12 protein-coding genes and 1 tRNA gene are annotated in these 21,119 nt (G+C 58.7%); 7 read left to right on the forward strand and 6 right to left on the reverse strand.

Annotation, left to right across the window (positions count from 1 at the left end; genetic code table 11):
- Positions 1 to 82: 82 nt before the first annotated feature.
- The 3 genes from Mal15_RS00775 to Mal15_RS00785 all read right to left on the reverse strand — a co-directional run bounded on the left by Mal15_RS00775 (position 83) and on the right by Mal15_RS00785 (position 8,164).
- Positions 83 to 5,371, reverse strand: a complete 5,289-nt coding sequence (locus Mal15_RS00775; protein WP_167546552.1) for a reprolysin-like metallopeptidase — start codon at positions 5,369 to 5,371, stop codon at positions 83 to 85.
- A gap of 396 nt (positions 5,372 to 5,767) precedes the next feature.
- Complete coding sequence (locus Mal15_RS00780) at positions 5,768 to 6,895, reverse strand: patatin-like phospholipase family protein (RefSeq protein WP_147865999.1); 1,128 nt, start codon at positions 6,893 to 6,895, stop codon at positions 5,768 to 5,770.
- A 345-nt stretch (positions 6,896 to 7,240) separates the two neighbouring features.
- The gene (locus Mal15_RS00785) at positions 7,241 to 8,164 is read right to left on the reverse strand and encodes a metallophosphoesterase (RefSeq protein WP_147866000.1); all 924 of its coding nucleotides are present in this window, start codon (positions 8,162 to 8,164) and stop codon (positions 7,241 to 7,243) included.
- Between the two features lie 495 nt (positions 8,165 to 8,659).
- Between Mal15_RS00785 and Mal15_RS00790 the strand changes: the two genes are divergently transcribed.
- The 4 genes from Mal15_RS00790 (at position 8,660) to Mal15_RS00810 (ending at position 12,566) form a co-directional block, all read left to right on the forward strand.
- Positions 8,660 to 9,658: an RNA ligase (ATP) gene (locus Mal15_RS00790; RefSeq protein WP_147866001.1), complete on the forward strand. Its 999-nt coding sequence runs from the start codon at positions 8,660 to 8,662 to the stop codon at positions 9,656 to 9,658.
- A 275-nt stretch (positions 9,659 to 9,933) separates the two neighbouring features.
- Entirely contained in the window at positions 9,934 to 10,869 is a 936-nt protein-coding gene (locus Mal15_RS00795; protein WP_147866002.1) for a hypothetical protein, read from the forward strand.
- Positions 10,870 to 11,124: 255 nt separating this feature from the next.
- Entirely contained in the window at positions 11,125 to 11,532 is a 408-nt protein-coding gene (locus Mal15_RS00800) for a zinc ribbon domain-containing protein (RefSeq protein ID WP_147866003.1), read from the forward strand.
- Between the two features lie 960 nt (positions 11,533 to 12,492).
- A tRNA-Ile gene (locus tag Mal15_RS00810) sits at positions 12,493 to 12,566 on the forward strand.
- Positions 12,567 to 12,588: 22 nt separating this feature from the next.
- Here Mal15_RS00810 and Mal15_RS00815 read toward each other — a convergent pair.
- Positions 12,589 to 14,127 carry a HEAT repeat domain-containing protein gene (locus Mal15_RS00815; RefSeq protein ID WP_147866005.1) on the reverse strand — a complete coding sequence of 513 codons (1,539 nt, stop codon included), beginning with the start codon at positions 14,125 to 14,127 and terminating at the stop codon, positions 12,589 to 12,591.
- Positions 14,128 to 14,222: 95 nt separating this feature from the next.
- Positions 14,223 to 15,626, reverse strand: a complete 1,404-nt coding sequence (locus Mal15_RS00820; protein WP_147866006.1) for a hypothetical protein — start codon at positions 15,624 to 15,626, stop codon at positions 14,223 to 14,225.
- 349 nt (positions 15,627 to 15,975) lie between these two features.
- Between Mal15_RS00820 and Mal15_RS00825 the strand changes: the two genes are divergently transcribed.
- Both Mal15_RS00825 and Mal15_RS00830 read left to right on the forward strand, forming a co-directional pair.
- On the forward strand, positions 15,976 to 17,157 hold the full coding sequence (locus Mal15_RS00825; protein WP_147866007.1) for a trans-sulfuration enzyme family protein: 1,182 nt from the start codon (positions 15,976 to 15,978) through the stop codon (positions 17,155 to 17,157).
- Complete coding sequence (locus Mal15_RS00830) at positions 17,154 to 18,341, forward strand: trans-sulfuration enzyme family protein (RefSeq protein ID WP_147866008.1); 1,188 nt, start codon at positions 17,154 to 17,156, stop codon at positions 18,339 to 18,341. Before Mal15_RS00825 ends, Mal15_RS00830 begins: the two co-directional genes overlap by 4 nt.
- Positions 18,342 to 18,573: 232 nt before the next feature.
- Here Mal15_RS00830 and Mal15_RS00835 read toward each other — a convergent pair whose 3' ends face one another.
- Positions 18,574 to 19,665 (reverse strand): alpha/beta hydrolase, encoded by a 1,092-nt coding sequence (locus tag Mal15_RS00835; protein WP_167546553.1) that lies wholly within the window; start codon positions 19,663 to 19,665, stop codon positions 18,574 to 18,576.
- A 203-nt stretch (positions 19,666 to 19,868) separates the two neighbouring features.
- Between Mal15_RS00835 and ribA the strand changes: the two genes are divergently transcribed.
- Positions 19,869 to 21,119: a GTP cyclohydrolase II gene (gene ribA, locus Mal15_RS00840; RefSeq protein ID WP_147866010.1), complete on the forward strand. Its 1,251-nt coding sequence runs from the start codon at positions 19,869 to 19,871 to the stop codon at positions 21,117 to 21,119.

The raw sequence follows: 21,119 nt of genomic DNA on the forward strand, positions 1-21,119 counted from the left end.
AAGGTGGACTCTTACCGCTGATCGCGACGTGGTGCGTCCCGGAAGGGATCGCGTCAAACGTTGAGTGTCCAATGATGAAGTGCTAGGCGAACGGAAGTGTTTTTAGGAACCGAGTTCCGAAGCGTCCATAGTCTTGCCCGTCAACGTCGCCGTCACCATCGGAGTCGAATTCCGTTCGATAGCCTGGCTCGCTCAGCGTCTTCAAAAACGCAGCTCCGAAGCGACCATAGTCTTGCCCATCCACGTCACGGTCGCCATCGCTGTCGCCGTAAAAGCGGAAAAATGCATCGACCGCCTCGTCACCAAAGATAACGTTTTCTGACATCGTCAATCCCGAATCGACGGCGGTGATCTGTGCCGCATTGATCGTCAGTTGATAATTACCGTCGTCCAGCGAGTGCGCTCCGCCGCCCATCGTCACGATCGAATCGCCAGGGTCAAACGTGATGGTGACCCGTGTTTTCCTATCAACAACGACGGAGGAAATGTCCAGCGACGTGATCACCGCTTGGGTCGACCGGTTGATGAGTTCGAACGCGGACTCAGCCGCAAGAACCTCGGTGTCGAAGGTGACCACCAATTCGGAGACGGTGGATCGCTGCTCCGATCCATCACCCACGGCAATGGTTTTCAGCTGAGGGCGATGGGCGATCATCACCTCGTGGTCTTCGACTTCACCGTCGGCGGCGAGCCCTGTGGGTGAAAGGCGGCCTTGGGAACTGAGTCGGAATCGCGAGTAGGTTGATCCCGTTTCGACATTCGCACCTGTGTCCTGAGGCACGGGGAAGCTGACGGATCGGATTCCAGCGGTGGTCCCGAGTTGAAGTCCGGCGATGACTTGTTCGCCCGGGTCGTCCCAATCGCCATCGCGGTTGAAATCAATCCATGCATCGAGAAGGTTTGAATTGGGGTCCGGGTTTTGAAGTTCGACGTCAACCGTCGCGGTCATCGATTCCTCGTCCGAGACGACGATCGGACCGGCAAAGGTGATTCCGTCTTCGTCGTCCGCGGTTCCCGTTTGGTCATCGCCATCTGAAGCTGCCGAGTGCACGCCGACGCTTTCGGAATCGCGAGCCGCGCCCAACGTGGCCCCGATGTTGTTGTGCCGAGCGCCATTATCGCTGACCAACACCGGGTACGAACTCGCAAATCCCGATTGGGTTGAACTGGGGGCATCACCAAAATCCAGCGTTTCAGGGACAATGATCTCCCGAATCGCCAGCCCCCCGATCGACACATCCAGGGTCGACCCGGAGGGAGTGACGTCGATCACAATTTGCCCGGATGAATTCGGCTCGACGAGGACGGCGTAAGAAGAGAGCGGAAGCATTGAGGAACCGATGTGATCGTTGATCGACAATTCGTTCTGATTGAAGTCTTGCAGAAACGAGATTGCTGGTCCCGCTCCCGTGATCATCACGTTCTGTTGGATGCTGGAATAAAACGACTCCAATCCGAAAACGTAGACTTCATACGTATTTTGTGGATTGAGATCGCTCCATGTAAACGTGACCGCGTTCGTGTCGGTGTAGATTTGCCCCGCGATGTCGTTGAGCAGTTGGTCGTGTGCCGGAATCGTGTGGGGAGTCGGTGTTGCGGTATAGGAAGTGATGCTGCCACCGGCACCGGTGATCGTTAAATCGAAATCCGTGGCGGCTCCGGTTTCATTCTTCAAATTCTGTTCTGTCGTCGGCGTTTGTCGGGAACCGATCGGTGTCCAGTGGGTCGGGGTTTCCGAACCGGTATCGAAATCAATTCCAACCAGCGGCCTTGGGATCGATTCATCGTCAAGAATCGTGATCACTGAAACTCCATCGACCAGACCTGTCGCCGATGCCGTGATTTCAATGGTTTGCGGGCCATCGAAAACTTGATCGTCTACCGCGCTGACAACGAACGTTGCCCGATCACTTCCGTCTGGAATGAGCACGGTTGCCGGCACGTTCGCCTCACTTCCGTCACCGCTTGTCAATGTGACTTCCAGATCGCCACTGGATCCATTGTTGCGAATGACGGTTGCCGTCGATGTTCCTCCGTTTTCGCTGATTGCCGAGGTCTGGATCAACACCGAGAGCGAGTCGTTAACACGCTCATAGCGCTGAATTGCCAGCCCCGCAAGCGCGATTCCGGCCGATCCGTCTGCCGGGGACACGAGCACCCGAATGCTTCCCGATGGATCGGCTGTGATCAATCGCGCGTACAAGTCCAGCGGATTGCTGCTCGAACCGGCCGCGTCATTGACGAAGAGTTCTCCATCAACCAGGGTCTGCGTGAAGCTTGTCGAGTTCGCACCGATGAATTCAACGTCCTGAATAAACGAACCGTCTCGTGACTCAAGCCCAAAAACATAGACGCGATACTGTTCTCCCGGAATCAAATCGCTCCACGTCGCATTGAACGTTTCGCCGGTAGTCTCCACAGAATAACCGTCCAGATTCGCGAGCGACTGCGTGTGCTGTGGTATGGACGTCAGTGGCGGGCTGAAGCTGGACGAAGAAGCACTGCCGAAAATGGAGGACGTCAGGTCGACATCCGATGTGGTTCCGTCTTCAGCGATCAGGTCCGTCCCCGACACAGTGAAGATTGAATCGACATCCGTCCAATTGTTGGGGACGGGATCGTCAAAACCGATGTCGACTCCAATCAGCGGCCCGGTTTCGTCATCCTGGTTCAGTACCCGAATCTGTCGATCGGGCAAGTCATCGAACCTGTCATCGGTGGTTTGCAAGCGGTCGATGGCAAGCGTCACGCCAACGGTCTGGTCGCCGTCGGCAATCGCGTCGTCGACTCCGATGACGGTGACGGTCCGCGGTTGGTCCCAATTCGACTGGTTGAACGTGAGTGCGGACGGCGTCACCACGACTTCACCCGCGTCGGTCGATTCCAGGCTGATGACAACGTCTCCGATCGGTTCGGCCGACAAAACCACCGCAAACGTGTCTTGATCCGCCGACTCGTTCACGATCGTTGAATCAGCGGATTGTGAGACATGGTATCCCGGAATGTCTGTCGCCCGCGATTGGATCGCAACGCCGGAAAGGATCGCATCCTCATTCGGAAGCGAACTCAAGTTGGTGATGATGATCGCGATCTCGCCGTTCGCATCTGCCTGGGCAATGACCGCCGAAGATTCCAAAGGCGTCTTTTCGTCTGACAACGCTTGATTGATCAGCAACCCATTTCCGATGGTCCTGGTCTCTTGAACGAACGCCGGCACATCGGTTCCGCCTCGGATTTCAACCTGTTGCATGACATTGTCTGTGGTGAACCATTCACTGGTCATCACGTAAAGGTTGTAGTCGATCCCGGGTGTCAGCCCCGACCATGTCAACTCGAAGGATTGGGTTGCCAATCGCGCTCCATCAATCCCATCCAGACGCGGCGAATGAAGTGGCGGCTCATTCGGGATCGTTTCAAACACAAGCGCCGCGTCCGCCATCTCGATCGTCAACCCGACCGGGCTGATGATCCCATCCTCACGGATCAGATCGGAATAGGTGCCGTCAAACTGTTCGGAGATCTTTGTCCAGTTCGTCGGAGAGTTCCCCGTTGCCTCGTCAAAATCCACTCCGATCAGCGGTTGCCACTCGTCGTCGGCGATGGTCACCGAAACGGGACGGATGATCATCGCGGGGGCGTAGTTTGAGTCCGTGCTGGAAATCACTCGATGTGAGATCAGCCCCGCGTGAATGCCTTCACTCTCGGCGTCATCGACACCCCGCACGGACACGGTTGCGGGGTTCGTGCCGGCTAAATCGACATGGATCGTCGGCGAAAAATTGATTCCATCAAGACTCAATTCCGCCTGTTCCGAAGCCGAAATCTCAACGGTCGTGGTTCCCGAAGTGCTGGTCGTTCGAACGATGTCGTAGGTGTCAATGACCGGGGATCCGACCACGCCGTCTTCACCGACGATGGTGCTTGCGCCAGACTCTTGTATCAGAATTCCGGGACTTGAACCGGACGACGTGATTTGGATATCGGTGTTTGAGATCGCAAAGAACACGTTGTCGAGCGGACGGACCCGGACTCGAGCTTGCTGAACATCAATGTTGGGGGACACGAATGTGAAACTGCCGTCGTTCTCCGTCGACGCTGACAGTACGATCGGGAACGTCAATCCGCCATCAACCGAAAGCTCGATCGCGACCAGGTCGGCATCGATGCCGTGACCCGCGGCGGTCGTCGTGCCGGCAACGTCCCAGGTGACTGTCTCGCTGACACCGCCGGTCCAATTCGAACCCGATGGCGTGATGGCGAACGCCGCGCCGGTGCCAACGGTGTTCAATCGCACGTCGTCGGAGTGGACACCGCCCTGGCCGTCACGCACGGTCACGCGAAAATTCAGCTCTCGCGTGGTGGTGGGCAGCGCCTCGCCGATCATCGACGTGTCAACGCCGGCGACCAGATCGGTGAGCCGAGGGAAAACGCGACTCGATTCCGTCGTCGGCCCGAAGCTTCGAAACAGGGGGCGGCTGCCATCATCGGTGACTGGCAACCCTTGCGTCCCGCCGGTGTCGAGTTGGTCCCATGTGTAGGTCAATTCATCGGAGTCGTCGGGGTCGCTTCCGCTTGCCGACAGCTCAAATGGCGTCCCGGCCGGGATCACGTAGTCCGCTCCCGCTGAAACCGACGGAACGGCGTTCATTAACGGTGTCGTCGAATTCGGAGCCCCCACACCGGAGACAAATTCTTCGATCTGCTCGAAACTTGCCGCGTGGAAGTGTGGATCGGGATACTCTTGTAAATTGTCACCATCGTTGGCAATGCCAGGATACCCCATCAGCGTCGAACCGCTCGCCGGCTCAAAAGCACTTGACGCTTCGCGCGCCTCGCTGCCCGCGACCACCACGCTTGCGTTGAAGGTATGTTCGGCTCCGAACTGATGGCCGATTTCATGGGCGACCAACTCCACCCACGTCGGTCCGATCGGATTCTCAGAGGTTGATACCCCGCGACCTCTACCGGAGGTGTTGACCACACCGAGCCCCGCACGTCCCCCTTGCGATCCCGTTCCAAAAACGTGTCCGATATCGTACGCGGCCGAACCATAAATGCTGTTCAGCCGCGACGTGTTCTCGTTCAGCATTGCGCCGACGTTGCCGTTGGTGTAACCATCGCTCGCGGCGTCGACAAACACGCTCGCGGTGGTCGAAACCAATTGAAGGTGAATCGCAAGCTCGCTTTCGAAGATCGCGTTCAGTTCGTTAACGGCGTCGTTGATCGCGTCAAAAGCGGCCTCCTGTCCGCCGATGAAATCGGTGTATTCAGCCGTCGCTGCCACCGCCAGACGGTAATTCCGCAGTTCCGTTCCGATGCCAAAGTTGTCGTCCCCCACACCGGCGGCCAACAGCCTGCGGTCTTCGAGCACTTCAAAACGCCGGCCGAGGAGAGGTTTCCGGCAACGACGCGTTTTTCTTTTGCGACTAGCGAGAGTGGCCCTGTGGGCGTGAGGCATGGAAACTTTCCGCGAATAATTATCAGGAAACGAGCGTCGAGTCGGCAGGCCGACAGGGGAAGAGTTTAAACGAGCCCAAAGCGATGTAAAACAAGAGTTCACCTGCGATTTCTCGGACCTCCCCATGCCCTAGTCGTTCTGTCGGTCGGGGGGCCCTCCTGCTTGTTTTCTTCGGAGGGCGCGAGGTTGTCGCAGCGCAACTCGTCAGTCCGTCGTTGGTGTCTACACAAGCCCTCGGGCACGAGTGCGGGCTCGCATCGAGGGTTCGGCCAACGGCCATCACTAGACGTCCGGCGCCAAAAGCGACGTTCATGCAGCTCTGAATTGCACTCGATTGTTGGGGATTCGACCCAGGGCTTTTTGGCCGTAGGTGGACAGCGTTGCGTCGGCGACTTCATAGCCGTGACGGAATAATAGACTGAACTCGCTGTGGGTCAGCCGACGCAGTGTGGTTTCAATCCGCACGACCCGGCTGACCTCGTCGTCGGTCAGTGCGGGTTTGCCAGCGCCGGGATTGCGTCGGTAAACTTTCTTCGTCGCCAATCCAAGACGCAGATAGGTGCCTGTTCCCGGATTCTGTTTGAAGTACTCCATCAACATCCGAGTTCTTAAACTGCGGACTTGGTCGGTCGCGATGTCGACCAGCCGCATCGACGCCTTCAAGTATCCCGGCCGCCATCGCGATTGCCGCGTCTCGCTTGATAGAGGGCGAGAGGCATCGCAAACGATCAAAAAATCGGTGCCATCACAAAGGCCTTCGCCGGGCTTGAACAGCGACTCGACGCCCAAGTTGTCGTACACGCCACCGTCCCAAAGGTGAAGGTGGTTGTACTTCGGTTTGATTCCGCACCAATCGCCATCACGGTACTCACTCCAACGGTGCCGCCGCGACGGAAGACGCAACGGCCCGATCAAACCAGGGACGGCGGCCGACGCGGCCAGCGCGTGCGACAATCGGAACTCGGGGTCGGTGACGTACTTGGTTTGATAATCGCCCATCAAGTCACGTTGAAAACGCCAGTTCTTGCCGGTCTGGTAACAGGTCGCGTTGATGATCCAGCGCGGTGTGACGGGCAAATCGGCAAGCGAGCCGCGGATGCCCCAGTGGCTCTCCAGCGCATCGCCCAGCACCGACGCCCGCCCGGTCGCAAGCCGCCATGGGAACAGCAGCGAGTTCAGGACATAGGTCCGCTGCACATTTCGCGTCGTCAACACCGAAAGGCAACGCGGCACGACATCGTGCAAGTATTCCTCACTGCCGGGCCATCGATACCCGGCCGATGCGATGACCAGCCCTGCCGCTAAACTGCCCCCGGAAACGCTGGAAACGATTTCCACGTTTCCCAGCAAATCTTGCCGCGCCAGCCGAGCCAGGACGCCCAAATGAAACACCGTCGCACGGACGCCACCGCCAGAGAATGCCAGCGAGATCTTCATGAAACATTGCGATGATGGCGTGAAACTTGGGCTCCCGATGGACTCGCAAACGCAGGATGGAATTCGCAAGCCAGACGTCGCCGCGATGGTAGTGTGACAGCAATCGGCGGAGCCAGATCAATCCGCAAAGCGGTTTTCCAAGTACGGCAGCCCTTCCGGACTGTCGCCCGCGTGGCTCGATGCAAAGCCTCTAGAAAGGTGCCCTAGAATCACTTATCGCATGTTGATCGCCGGGGCAACGGACATGCAGTCGGACCAATAGGACACAGAGGACTTATAGGTCCCCTGCGTTCTGTTGGTCCCATCGATCGCGGATCGCTTTGACGTCGCAGATTGGCCAAAGCGCTAGCCTTCGACCCACTTGAAGTTTTCGTTCTTTAACACCTGCTCGCCGTCCCAGCGATAGGCCACCAGTTTTCCGCCTTTTGCGACGCTGTAATCGGTGCAGGCAACATTCGAGGCCAAGGGCGCTGGCCGGCCGGTCAGCCAGTAGTGTCCCACGAACACCGGTGGCGCGTCCTCGGGATAGCCGGTCATTCCATCCAGGGTTTCCGCGTTCATCGGAACGTCGGGCACGTCATCGGATCCAAAATGGTAGCCGCGATACGTCCGCCCGGCCGGATCCTCGTACCACTTGATCCGAACCGTATTGCGCTTGTGGCCTCCGTTGTCAACGATCGAATGTCCCACGGGCAAGGCAATTTCCGGCCCTTTCAAAACAGCCTCGACCGCTTCATTTAGCGCACTGCCTTTCCGTTCGGATTCCGTCAAGAAATCCACACCCAACCGGCCGAGTGATTCAAGCGAGTGGTTCAGTAAATCGATCTGCGTCTCCCGCCAGGCCGCGTGAACGACGCGAATCCCATCCAGCTCCAACGCCACCGGCAAACGCTTGAACCAAGCGATCGCATCAGCCATCTCGTTTGGGGAAAGCTGGTCCAACGTCGCTTGGTGCTGCCTGGTGTTCTTTTCAGAATGCACGCGGAACCAAGCATCACTTCGGCCGGGCACAGCGGTGTGGTAGGCAATCGCGTTGTATTCATGGTTCCCCATCACGGCGAAGCCATCGCCAGCGTCCGTTGTCGCGCGAACGATTTCAATCACCTCGGCGATCGCCGGTCCCCGATCGACGAAATCACCGACAAACACCAGCTTCCGATCCACGCATCGGTAACCTGCCCGATGTCGATGATACCCAAGAGTCGCCAATAGAGATTTCAATTCGTCCGCGTGACCGTGGATGTCACCGATGATGTCGTACGCCGGCATGTTGCCCTTCCGAAAGTAGTGAGCCGCTCCCAGATCGTAGGGAAAAGCAGCCTGCCTACCAAGGGAAATTTCGGGCCGCACGCAACGAACGTCGCGTGGTCCAGCCTCAGCGGCTAAGGGCCCGCGATCGATAGGACCAATAGGACCAATAGGACAAAGAGGACCTATTAGTCCGATGGGTCCTATTGGTCCCAGTGCACGATTGTTGCCCACCAGCGAGGAATGGCAAAACGATGGGGGCAAAACGATAGGAGGAAAGACATTTAGGTAACCTGACCACACGCCGCAGCTGGATCATTCTGTCCCGAATCACTCTGCCACTCTTTCCCCATCATTGTTTTGCCCCCATTGTTTTGCCCCTTGTTCGATCTTCCCGTGACGATCTCTTCATCGTTCAGCGGCTCCTCGACGCCGGCGAACCTGCCCGACCTTTTGTGCGTCTCGCATCAGGATCGGGGGAGAAGTACCAAAGCAGAAATTTCTGAGCGAATCGCAATGAGAAAACTGGCGACAATCCGGACGGTCGGTGAATTGCGGCCGATTGATGGGGCGGACTTGATCGAGTTGGCGGTGGTCGATGGCTGGAAGTGTGTTACGAAGAAGGGGGAATTCTCCGTCGGGGATGCGGTGATCTACTGCGAAATCGACTCCTTCTTACCGGTGCGCGATGAGTTTGAATTCTTGCGAAAGTCGTCGCTAAAGACCATGGAGGGCCGCGAGGGGTTTCGACTGCGTACGGTGAAGCTGCGCGGGCAGATTTCGCAGGGTCTGCTGGTCAACCCGAGCCTATTGGGGCGATCGTTCCAAGTCGGGGAAGACGTGACGGACGAGCTGGGGATCGTGAAGTACGAAGCGCCCATTCCCGCTTGCCTGGGAGGCGAGGTCGTGGGAGCGTTTCCGGCGTTCATCTCAAAGACGGATGAGGAGCGGATTCAAAACCTGGCGAGTGACTTCGGATCGTTCCGCGGCAAAGAGTTTTATGTGTCGGAGAAGATCGACGGCACCTCGTTCACCGCGTTCGTGAACGAGGGTCGGTTCGGTGTTTGCGGACGCAATTGGCAACTCGCGGAAGACCAGTCGAATAGCCATTGGCGCGTTGTTCGCTCTCTCTCGCTTCATGAAAGGCTGCCAAGCCTCGGCCGGTCGTTGGCCGTTCAGGGCGAATTGGTCGGTCCGGGGATCCAGAAGAACCGGTATCGATTGAAAGAGCCCGCCGTGTTCGTGTTCAACGTCTTCGACATCGACGCGTCGGCGTACTTGGAGAAATCTGAAATGGAAGCCGTCAGTGAACAGCTTGGGTTGCCAATCGTTCCTCCCATCGGGAAGGTTGCCGTGCCGGAAACGATTGACGACATCCTCGCGATGGCCGAAGGCAAGAGCACGCTGAATCCAAAAACCGAACGCGAGGGGTTGGTCTGGGTGCACGGTGTAGGTGACGATCGGATTTCGTTCAAAACGATTTCCAACCGATTCCTCGCCAAAGGCGGCGACTAACAGGTGGTGACTCATCGCTCGCTGATTCTGTTACGCTGGCAGAGATCGAAACTTGTCCGCGAGATTTTCCCTGCCGAATAGGTTTGACAATGCCGACATCTCACGTACCCATGCAAGGGCGTGCACTGCCTAGCGAATTCGCAGTGGGCCCGCTGCGTATTACGGGCGCAGATCAGTTTCCGCTGGAGGAAATCTACTGTAACGTCGACGGGAACGAAATTGTATTACGCCTGTCCGGGCACTTCGACTCGGACTCGCCTTGGCGGGGATCGTCGATGGTTGTGTTCTTCCTTTATCGACTTCCCGGCGGCGAGGCCGCCTTCCAGGAAGGGATCGAGCGGTACCGGAAAGATGTTCCCAGGAAAATGGTCAATCTTCCTGACAAGCAGCCCTTCAACCGTTTGGTGCTAGAATTCGACGGAGTCGCACAGTCGTGGCAGCGGGATTGTTTTGCTGCCGGGCCACGCAATCTGTTTCAGGTCTACCAATCCGGTGGAGCGGGCATTTTGGTCCGCTGGTATTCGCAGCGGGGGACGATGCTCGATCACCCGCTGTTGGGACAGGTTCGCGACAGCGTCCGACTTGTCGAGGGGCAGTGGCACGAGGAGATCCCGCAGACGGTTCAGTCCGACGCGGCGGAATTTGAGGACGACGAGGAAGACGAATTCGAACTGGTCACGAGCATCGATCTGCGTGAAGAGAAAAAGCGCATTCGCGCTTACATCGAGCAGCGTGTGGCGGGCTACGCAGATCAGGAGAACTTCGGTCCCGGCGAGCCCACCGATCCCATCGGGCTGATCACATTGGGGTTCTATGCGGAGCAGACCGGTTACATCGCTCTCGTCTTCGACACCCGGCCCGACGCGGAAGTTGACGGTTCGTGGACGACCTTCATCGATGACGACCTGAACGTGTTCTACGTCACCGAGTGGTGCGGACTGTACGCCGCGATTGTTGAAGAGCAGACTGTCACAATGACGGACCATCTAGGTCGCGAACATATCATTCGAGACAATGAGATCAGTGACGAAGACTTGAACGCTCTGTTTGGTGAGATGCTCACCGCCCTGATGCACGAGCTGCGCGACGACGGTACGTTTGCGAAGCTGCCGCTGCGACCCGACGCGTTTCTGGTCATTGAGGAGTTCGATGGTCGCTACTTCTGGCCGACTTACGAAACAAGAAAAACCGAAGGCGCGATCGACGGCTAAAAAGGGATCTTGGAACGACGGTTAAAGCACTCTGCCTTTTCTGAACGCGGATGTTTTTGTGCCTCTTTGTGCTGTTTGTGGCAATCTACCCGTTCATTCGCCCGAGTCCTCCGGCGGCCGACGCCGTGGACACTCATTCATCTGCCGGTCAATATAGCCAAAGCCCTTTCGCGATTCCCACCGCATCTCGTTCCCGTGAGGTAGGGTTCAAGATCTTGTGCTTCGATCACTCAAACAGGGTCTTGGAGAATCACGATGGAGATTCCAGTTGTTACCGGTCTGATTTTGGGCGGCATTATTTCGCTAATGGTCAAGATCGGATTGGATGAGTTCGCGAAAAACAGAGCGAAATTGGCGGAATCCGAACAAGCTTACCAAGCCGCATTGTCAGAACTTCGGGCATACCCCAACGACTCTGAGAAGCGGGAGAATGCTTTGCGTCTTGGTCGCGAATTCTCGCGATTGTCACGTGAGGATAACAAAGAAACTGTCTATGACGAACTTGCCATCAAGAACGACATCGACGCAGCCTGTGCCGGTTCTTTCGTTGAGGCCGGCCGAGATGAGGTTGAATGTCCTTCGTGCGCAGAGTTGGTTTTGCGTAAAGCCGTGCGTTGTAAACACTGTGGCCACGATCTTGCGTTTTTAGTTGCCGGCGTGTGAGTTCATCATCGGAGTCGAAGGTGATGGGGCCGTTTTCTCCGACTTGTTTTGCAAACGGCACAGGAAGGCGAACTTACTTTTGGCGGACAGCTTGTCCTCTGCGTCACCACATCCTTCATAACGCCTTGCGCATTCGGTCAAGTGGCGTTCGGCTTCAAAGTGATGATCGCGTTCGCATTCAACTTCTCCCATCACTCGGTGTTATTGTTACTCTGGCAACCGACGCCGGGGACCGCATTTCAATTTTCGGTCGATGAAACGGTAGGTGATCCTGCGGAAACTTGATGTGAACTCGCGATGAGCTTCAAAACGTGGCGATCGATCCAATCGCGAGCAGCGCGGTAAATCCAAGCCCCGCAAGGAACAGCATCATTGTCATCGCGCTGTTCCAGAATCGAAAGTAGGTGCCATACCCTTCGATCGTAGGTCCAGCCATGAAACACAGGTTTGCGAAGACGCCCCCGAAGACGACCGAGACCCAATAGCCGGGGAGCGACGCGTGGTGAGGGAATCCGACGAATGTTGTGGTCAGCACAATTGGGACAAGGATTGCGTTGTAATAGAGACGCAACCGTTCCCACCGTCGAATGATTGGTGCGAAGTCAACGCTGTCCGTATTTGTTGAGCTCGGTGATGTGGTTGGGGCAGTGTACGGGTTTGACGTTGTCTCGTTTTCCATTGACTCGTCCCAGAACGATGGCGGATCAGGCTGGCGTCGTCGATCGGGCCCACGTGATGACGGCGTTGGCCGACTTTGGCAAACTCGTTCTTGTGTGAGTTTAATCGCGCAATGTCATCGCCGGTGCGGCTGTGTCGTGCGTCGGGGAAAGGTGGGGTCAAAAAATTTCGTGGTCAAAAAATGTTGCGGCCGAGACGGGCGGGCAGAACACCCGCGGGTAACACGAAGCTGCACGGCTACGAAACGCGGTCGATTTGCGATAGAATCTGCGTCCAACCCCCGGGGGTGTAGCTCAGTCGGTTAGAGCAGGGAACTCATAATTCCTTGGTCGCGGGTTCGAGTCCTGCCACCCCTACTTACGATCCGACGCGTGCCGCTTACGGGTTGAAGGTCCGCAGCATTTTGCGGCCCTTGTACAGGTTGAACAGATCTTCGGCGCCCAGTGGGCGGGTGCGTCCGGCGGTCGCCTGGTCGATCGTTTCCAAGCCGTCGGTGATGACGACGCACTCGGTGCCTTCGCGGTTGGCCGTGAACACGCCGGCCCGTTCGTCCAAAAACAGTCCCAGCAACACGGGTTTGAGTTCTTCATAGCCGAGATGTTGCAGGTGTTGCTGGAATGTTTCCATCGCCCGGCGTTGGGCTTCGTTCATCGATTCGGTCGGGACCGAGAAGATGTCTTCGTGATCAGCGTGCCAACCGGCGTAGATGGCAAAGATGTCGTCGATCGGCATGTCCGCCAAGTCACAGGCCATGGTGAAGACGGCCGGACCGGTCATGCCGAGGTTGCTGTAACCCCGATCGCCCATGTTGTATTCGAAGCGGACCAGCGTGACGTCGACCGGATCGTTGAAGCTGGGCCACAGCAACCGTCGCGACTCCGCGACTTCGACGTGGGTCGGCGGCACGCCCATCTGGTGCGGCTGGCTCAACCACAACGCCATCTCGGCTTCGGCGGTCGCGTCGGGCGTCCGGTAGTCCTCGTCGATTTCGTTGCCGATCCCCAGCTCGTCGGCATAGGCGATCGCACGCAACCGTGCGGCGGGATCGCTGGCGAGTTCGATCAGTCGTTTGCGGCCTTCTTCGTCGCCCAGCTTGGCCAGCGCCCCGGCGGCTTCACATTGCACGCGTCGGTGTCGCAGCAGGACGGTTTGGTTCAGTTTTCCGATCGCCGATTCGTCGCCGATCAGTGCCAGTGAATCGCACAGCGCGACCGCCAACGCGACCGCTTCGGCGAGCCGCTTTTGCACCGTCGGCACATCGTCGCCGAAAGCGCGTGGGTTGTCTTCGAAGAAACCTAGGCGGCTGGAGACTTGTCCGAGCAATTCGATCAGCGCGGCGAGGATGCCGGCGGCGGGGTGTTCGTCCACGCGTCCGCTGCGCGACAGATAATTTGCCAAGTCGAGCAGCGAGGCGGCTAGTGCCGGTTCGGAAAGGCAATCCAAGGCCGCCGGGAAGACGGCGTCGACCGGCCAGTCGTCATGCTGCATCAAGGGGCTGAGCATTTGAGCCGCGTCCATCCAATCGCTCGGCGGGCGTTGCTTCAAAATATCGACAAACACCTCCAGCGACTCGCGCGAGCGTGCCAAGGTCAACAGGTGCAACAGCAGATGGCGGTTGGAGGTTTCCGGCGGCAGCGATTGATCGATTTGACGGATCACGTCGGGCGTCAACGTCCCGATGATCTCCATCGACGCTTCGGACCGGTCTTGGACCAGCAGCGTGTGCACGACGCGCAGCAGGGCGCCGACGATCGCGGGGTCGGACTGGCCCAAACGGTCCGGATGGCCGGCCAAGTGGGCCAGGACGGAGACGGCCGATGCGGCATCGCCGGAGGCGAGTTCGCGGAGGCGGTAACCTGCGGCGACCGCGTCGGCATCGGCGCCAAGGAGCGAGGAAAGGGTCTGCTGAATCGACACGACAAAACGTCCGGGAGGGTGCGGTCTGGGGTTCAGCCGTCGAGTGATAACCGGAAGCCAGCAGGCAAACAAGGTGTTGCCCCCTCCGCTGGCGGTCAGCTCTTTTGGGGCATTTCCGCCGGCGTGGTCGGCAGAAGCTCCAACGCTTTGAGCCGGATTTCGATGCGGCTTTCCTCTCGCCGTTTGGCCTGGTCGATCAAGCGAGCGATTTCGCGTGGCGTCAACCGGCCACGTTGCAGCGGTGTCAAATCGTCTTCATCCAGCTCCGCCTCGACCTGCTCGTCGCCGTCGTCCGCAGGGTCTGGTGTCGCGTCGTCGTCGTTTGCCGCATCCTGGTCGGACTTGTCCCCGACATTGACCGGGGCCTTCATCGGCACCACCAGCTCTTCGTAGATGATTCCAAAAATCGGGTGTTCGGCCGGCTCGGCGAAGCCGATTTCGGTGACCGGGACGGAGTGCAGGAAGGCGATCGTGGCGGCGGCCACATCGCCCACTTGGACTTCGCTGCCATGGACGCCCACGTAGCGTTTTTGGAACACCACGGTGGAGTCGTGGATGTGAACTGCTAGCAAGGACGCGTGTTTGGGCGTCCCTTGTCGCGCGATCGTTTGCATGCAGCGGCACAGCAGGATCGGGTCGGGGTTCTGTTGAAGCGTTTCGAGCGCCAGCGTCAGCCCGATGTCCATTTTCCACTGCAGAGCCAAACGCAGCACCTGTTCGCGGATGCTCAGATCGCTGCGGGCCATCCAGGTGGCGACGATCCGCATGAAGGGCTTGCCGAACACCGCGTCTTTGCGGAAATCGTTGGCCGGATAAAGCTGTAACAACGACGCGACGATCAAATCGTATTGCGGACCGGCTTGAAAATTGGGGTCGGTCATCGGCAGCAGCAGTGCCAGCAAGTCAATTCGCTGGGGGACCTCGCGCGGTCCGACGCCACGTTCAATCAGTCGGCGGTGAACCCGCGACAGGCCCATCGAAAGTTGTTGTGGGGTGCCCCCGAGTGAATCGACCAGGTCAGGGTGTTCGCGATACAGATCGACAAACAGCTCGCGGATGGGGGGGGAATCGCCGAACCACTTTTCGAATTCCGGCCAGTTTTCCAGTTCCGAGGGGCCGCCTTGCAAGAACGAGCGGATTCGGGATTCCAAGTTCTGCTTGGCCAGCGACTCGATGATGCGATCGAGCCGGTCGGATTGTTCGGTGTCATTGCTTTGGCGGCGGATCGATCGCAGGGTCGGCAGCGTGGCCGGGCCGATCCGAAACAGCTGTTCAGACGCCTGTTCGCGGACGGCGAATTGATCGCTGCGGAGGTCGTTGACGAGCTTAGTGACGTGCCGCTCGAATTCCTGAGACGATGCCGGCTCGGCGACTGCTTTCGCATCCGACGCTGCGGGTGGGGTTTGACCGACCGCGGTGTACGCCCCCACGCCACCCCCCAAGTGAACGGCAGCGATGGCCAACACCGCCAGACCCACGGCGCGCGGCGCCTGAGACATCGGGTGAAATGGCCAGGGCAGTTGGAATGGCCAGGGCAGGGAAAATGAACCGGTCATGCCGCAAAGAGGGTCCCAAGGAAGCGATCTGGACTCGCGTCAACACGTTTTCGCTTGTCGATTCTATCTGGTCCGGCTAGTCTGTGGGGAGTGACATTTTGGGCGATCTTTCGTCTGAAGCGTATTTCATGGGATTTACGGCCACTTGCAGCCCTTCTGCTAAAGAGCCATGCAAACAAAGCACACAGCCGGTGACGCCACGTCACCATCATCGACCAAGCCTTCTAACCAAGGCGATTCTTCTGTTCCGGCGGACGCTTCCGCTGTGATTTCCACGGGGGGCCTGGAAGCAATGCCCACGCGTCGCGCGGACCTATCCACACAGTGCGTTCACGCAGGCGAGCGACGGCAAAAGGATTCCGGCAGCATCACCACGCCGATCTACACCGCCGCCACGTTCACCTTCGAATCGACCGACGATTTGATGCGATTCGTCAACGGGGACGAACAGCGTGAAGAATACGGACGCTACGGAAACCCCAACGAACGCAGCGTCGAAGCCAAGATCGCGGCGCTGGAAAAGTGCGAGGAAGCGATCGTCTATGGCAGCGGCATGTCGGCGATCGTCGGATTGCTGATGACCAAACTGTCCGCCGGCGACGAAATTGTTTTCTTCGACCAGTGTTATCACCGCAGCCGCGAATTCTGTGCCAAGCACCTCTCCCGCTTCGGTGTGGTCACCCGTCAAGTGACGACCGGTGATTACGACGCGATGGAAGCGGCGATCAACCGCAACACCAAGATGCTGGTCAGCGAATCGCCGACCAACCCGCACCTTTCGGTCATCGACCTGGAAAAATTTGCCGCCGTCGGCAAAGCCAACGAAGTCGAAACGCTGATCGATGCGACATTGGCCACGCCCTACAACATGAATCCCACCGAGTACGGGATCGACTATGTGCTCCACTCGGCGACCAAGTACCTGGGCGGACACAACGACTTGCTGGCCGGTGTGATCTGTGGCCGCAGCGAGCAACTGGAAGCCGTCCGCAGCATGCGCGGCATCCTGGGCAACATCAGTTCGCCCCACAACCTGTACCTGCTGGAACGGGGATTAAAAACGTTCGAATTGCGGATGCAGCGTCAAAACGAAAATGGGCTGCGGATCGCTGAATTCTTGGAATCTCACCCGCGTGTCGAACGCGTTTATTACCCGGGTCTGAAAAGCCATCCGACCCACGCGATCGCCGCGGCCCAGATGCGAGGCTTTGGCGGGCTGATCACGTTCACGATCCGCGATGCCGATTGGAAGCAAACGGCCAACGTCGTTGATGCCGCTCGGATCCCGCGGATCGCGCCCAGCTTGGGCGGCGTGGAGTCGCTGATCGAGCAACCGTTGGTGATGAGCTACTTCCACTGCACGCCCGAAGACCGCGTGCGATTCGGCATCGCGGACAACATGATCCGCATGTCTTGCGGGATCGAGAACGGTGATGATCTGATCGCCGATCTGGAGCAAGCGCTGTCGGTATGAGCGATCAGGATGGCCGCGGCGAGGCGTCGCGCGAAAACGCCTTTCGTACCCGTGCGATTCATGTCGGCAATGAGATCGATCCGGCGACCGGTGCGGTCGTTCCGCCGATTCATTTGGCCAGCACCTTTCGCCAACCCGGTGCGGGCGAGTGGGGCGAGTTCGATTATTCGCGGAGCGGCAACCCGACTCGGAGCAACTTGCAGAACACGCTGGCGTCGTTGGAGTCGGGCGTCGGTGCGTTGGCGTTCGCCAGCGGGATGGCCGCCATCCATTGTGTCACGATGTTGCTGGAGCAAGGTGACCATGTTGTCGCCGGTTGCGATTTGTACGGCGGCGCGTATCGGTTGTTGCACAAGATCTGCAACCGCAGCGGCATCGACGTCACGTTGGTCGACATGACCGATGCCGACGCCGTGTCCGATGCGGTCAACGATCGGACCAAGTTGATCTGGGCCGAAACGATCGGGAACCCGCGTCTGACGATTCCCGATCTGCCGCGGTTGGCGTCGATCGCCAAACAGCGTGGCGTGTTGATCGGAGTCGACAATACCTTCGGAACGCCGGCGCTGGTGCGGCCGTTGGAGCACGGGATCGACATCGTGATGCATTCGGCGACGAAGTACTTGGGCGGTCACAGCGATTGTCTGGGCGGCACACTGGCGGTGGCCGACAAGGACCTTTTTGACCGGCTGTACTTCATTCAAAACGCAACCGGCGCGGTGTTGGATCCGCTGAGTTGTTTCCTGGTCAGCCGTGGGCTGAAGACGTTGGATTTAAGGATTCGCGAACAGTCCAAGACGGCGCTCGAGTTGTCGCGCTGGCTGGAACAGCACCCCAAGGTTCGCACCGTGCTGTACCCGGGGCTGGAAAGTCATCCGCAGCACGCGTTGGCGGCCAAGACGCTCGACGGCGGGTTCGGCGCCATGGTGACGTTTGAACTCGATGCGGGGATCGCAGAAACGGCCAAGGCTTGTGAATCGACCAAGCTGTTTCACCTGGCCGTCAGCCTGGGAGCGGTGGAGTCGTTGATTGAACAACCGGCGACGATGTCCCACGCCAGTTACGATGCCGCCGACCGTGCCCGATTCGGCATCACCGACGGGTTGATCCGATTGTCGGTCGGGCTGGAGTCACCCGGCGACCTGCGCGAGGATTTGACGCAAGCGATCGACGCCGCGTTGTGATGCCAGCGTTAATCGCTCCTCATCATTCTGCCCCGTATCATTCTGCCGTCCCTCCGCTGACTCTCATCATCGCGGTTGGGTGAAGAGGTAGGAAGATTTTGGAGGTAGGAAAATTGGTTCCATTGAATAGTTGAACGGTAACTTTCTTACCCTCAAAATCTTCTTACCCGAATTGCCTCGATGGTAGTGGGCGAGGCGACGAGCCCATTACCTTCGGCATGCAACGCGTGCCCTACTTCGCCAATCGTTCCTCAAAAAACTCCAGCATCCAATCGGTCAGCTTGGGGCTGAGAAAGGCGAACAGGTGGCCTTTGCCGGGCAGCGTTTGCAGGGAGGAATCGACGTCGCTGTCGACCAACGATCGGTGAAAGTTTTTGGCGTTGTTGACCGGGACGATCCAATCGGCTTCGCCGTGGATGATTTGAAACGGCGGGTCTTTGGACGAGGTGAAGCAGATCGGCGAGGCGGCGGCGTAGACGCCGGGCAACTCGCGTCGCGATCCGCCCAGGAAAAACGAGAGCGAGGTGTTGTCCGGCGGCAGGTCGCGAAAGTCCGTCGGCGGCCCGCCGATGCAAACGGCACCGATCGGCGGCAATTTTTTCCAGCGCTCGTCGTCCTGCGGCCACGCGGTGGTTTGGCGGACGGATTCCCAAGGTTCATCGGCGAGCGTGGCGACCAACGAAACCAGATGCCCGCCGGCGGAATAACCATACATCCCGACACGCCCGCTGTCCCAACCGTACTTCGCTGTGTTTTCGGTAATCCAGACCAGTGCGGCGCGAACGTCGTCGACCTGGTCGGGGAATTTCGAACTCGGGGCGTGACGGTAATTGATCGCCACGGCCGCGAACCCGTTCCCGGCCAAATCGCGGGCGTGCCGCTCCATCGTCCATTTATCGCCCGTCGCCCAGCCACCGCCGTGGACGACCAGCACTACCGGCCAGCGGCGATCCGGGGCGGACTCGATCGCAGGTTCCGGCGGTGTGGCTGGCCCCGGCGGTGTGGCTGGCCCCGGCGGTGTGGCTGGCCCCGACGGTGTATTCGGCCCTGGCGGTGACTTTGTTTGCGGCAGGTAGACATCACATCGGCCGGCGCTGTCGCGGTCATCGGCGTGGTCCCGATACCGCAAATTTGCGAACTTTTTGACGTCAAAAGCCGTCGGTTTGGTCTCGGTGGAGGCGGAATCCGACAGGGTAGGCGACGCTTGATCGGTGGTCGGATCAGCCGCAGCGGCCGGAATCAAGGTCTCGTGGCTGATCGTCAGGACGCCGAAAAGGCCTGCGGCAACACAGATCGATCGCTTCCAGTTTCGTCGCCGAGTCATCAATGGAGTCCGCTCATTGGGCAATTGGCCTGCACACGTATAATGGTGTGGCGATGGCAAGGTTATTGAATTTGGACGATGATAATCAACCGTAACTCTCTCCTCGCTGCGCTCTTGCCCTCCCGATGGGAGGGTGACCCGAAACCCGACTGTCGCCCGCAACCGCTTCCCCATCCGACCTACAGAATACCCCAAGTCAGACGATGCCAAGCAACGATTCGCTCTCCGGCGAAGACCTCTCATTGGATACCATTCCTGCCGCCGTCGAGGCCATTCGGCGAGGGGAGGTGGTGATCGTCGTCGACGCGGAGGATCGCGAAAACGAGGGTGACTTCATCTGTGCCGCGGAGAAGGCGACTCCCGAAACGATCAACTTCATGCTCGGCGGCCGCGGTCAATTGTGCGTTTCGATCCTGCCGGAGGTCGGGAAAAAGTTGGAGCTGACGCCGGTCGTGCCCGACAACAATGCACCGCTGCGGACCGCCTTCGTCACGCCGATCGACATCGCGACGGCGCGGACGGGGATCACGGCCGCCGAACGCAGCGAAACGATCCTGCGAATGGCGTCTCCGGATTGCCGCGTTGAAGACTTCGTTCGCCCCGGACACGTTTATCCGTTGATCGCCAAAAAGGGCGGCGTGCTGCGTCGTGCCGGCCACACCGAAGCGGCGGTCGATTTGGCACGGATGGCCGGATTGCAGCCCGCCGGTGTGCTGTGCGAAATCTTGAACGAATCCGGTGACCGCGCCAGCCGTGACGAACTGATCGCCGTGGCCAAGGCCAACTCGCTGAAGATCATCAGCATCGAGCAACTGATCGCACACCGGCGGGTGAGCGAAAAACTGGTCAACCGCGCCGCCCAAGCGACGTTGCCGACCAAGTATGGCGATTTCCAAATCATCGTTTATTCGGTGGACTTTGAATCCCAGGAGCCGATCGCGTTGACGCTGGGCGACCTGTCCGAGCAAGGCAACGGGGTCACACCGCCGCTGGTCCGAATGCACAGCAGTTGTTTTACCGGCGATCTGATTTCGTCGCTTCGATGTGATTGTGGGGACCAGTTGCAGATGGCGCTCGAAATGATCGCCGCCGAAGGTCGCGGCGCCCTCGTCTACTTGCCCCAGGAAGGGCGTGGGATCGGGTTGGCGCAAAAGATCAAAGCCTACGCCTTGCAAGACCAGGGCATGGACACGGTCGAAGCGAACCACGCGTTGGGATTCAAAGCTGACATGCGCGACTACGGCGTCGGCTTGCAGATCTTGAAGGACCTTGGGATCAGCGACGTCCGTTTGTTGACCAATAATCCCAAGAAGCAACAAGCGTTCAACCTGCGCGGCTATGATTTGAAGCTTGTCGACCAAGTGCCGATCGTGCCTCCGGTCAACAAGCACAACAAGGGGTACTTGGAAACCAAACGCGAAAAGATGGGTCACCAATTGCCGGATCTTGGCTGA

Origin of the sequence: Stieleria maiorica (assembly GCF_008035925.1) — a bacterium.
Lineage (GTDB): Bacteria > Planctomycetota > Planctomycetia > Pirellulales > Pirellulaceae > Stieleria > Stieleria maiorica.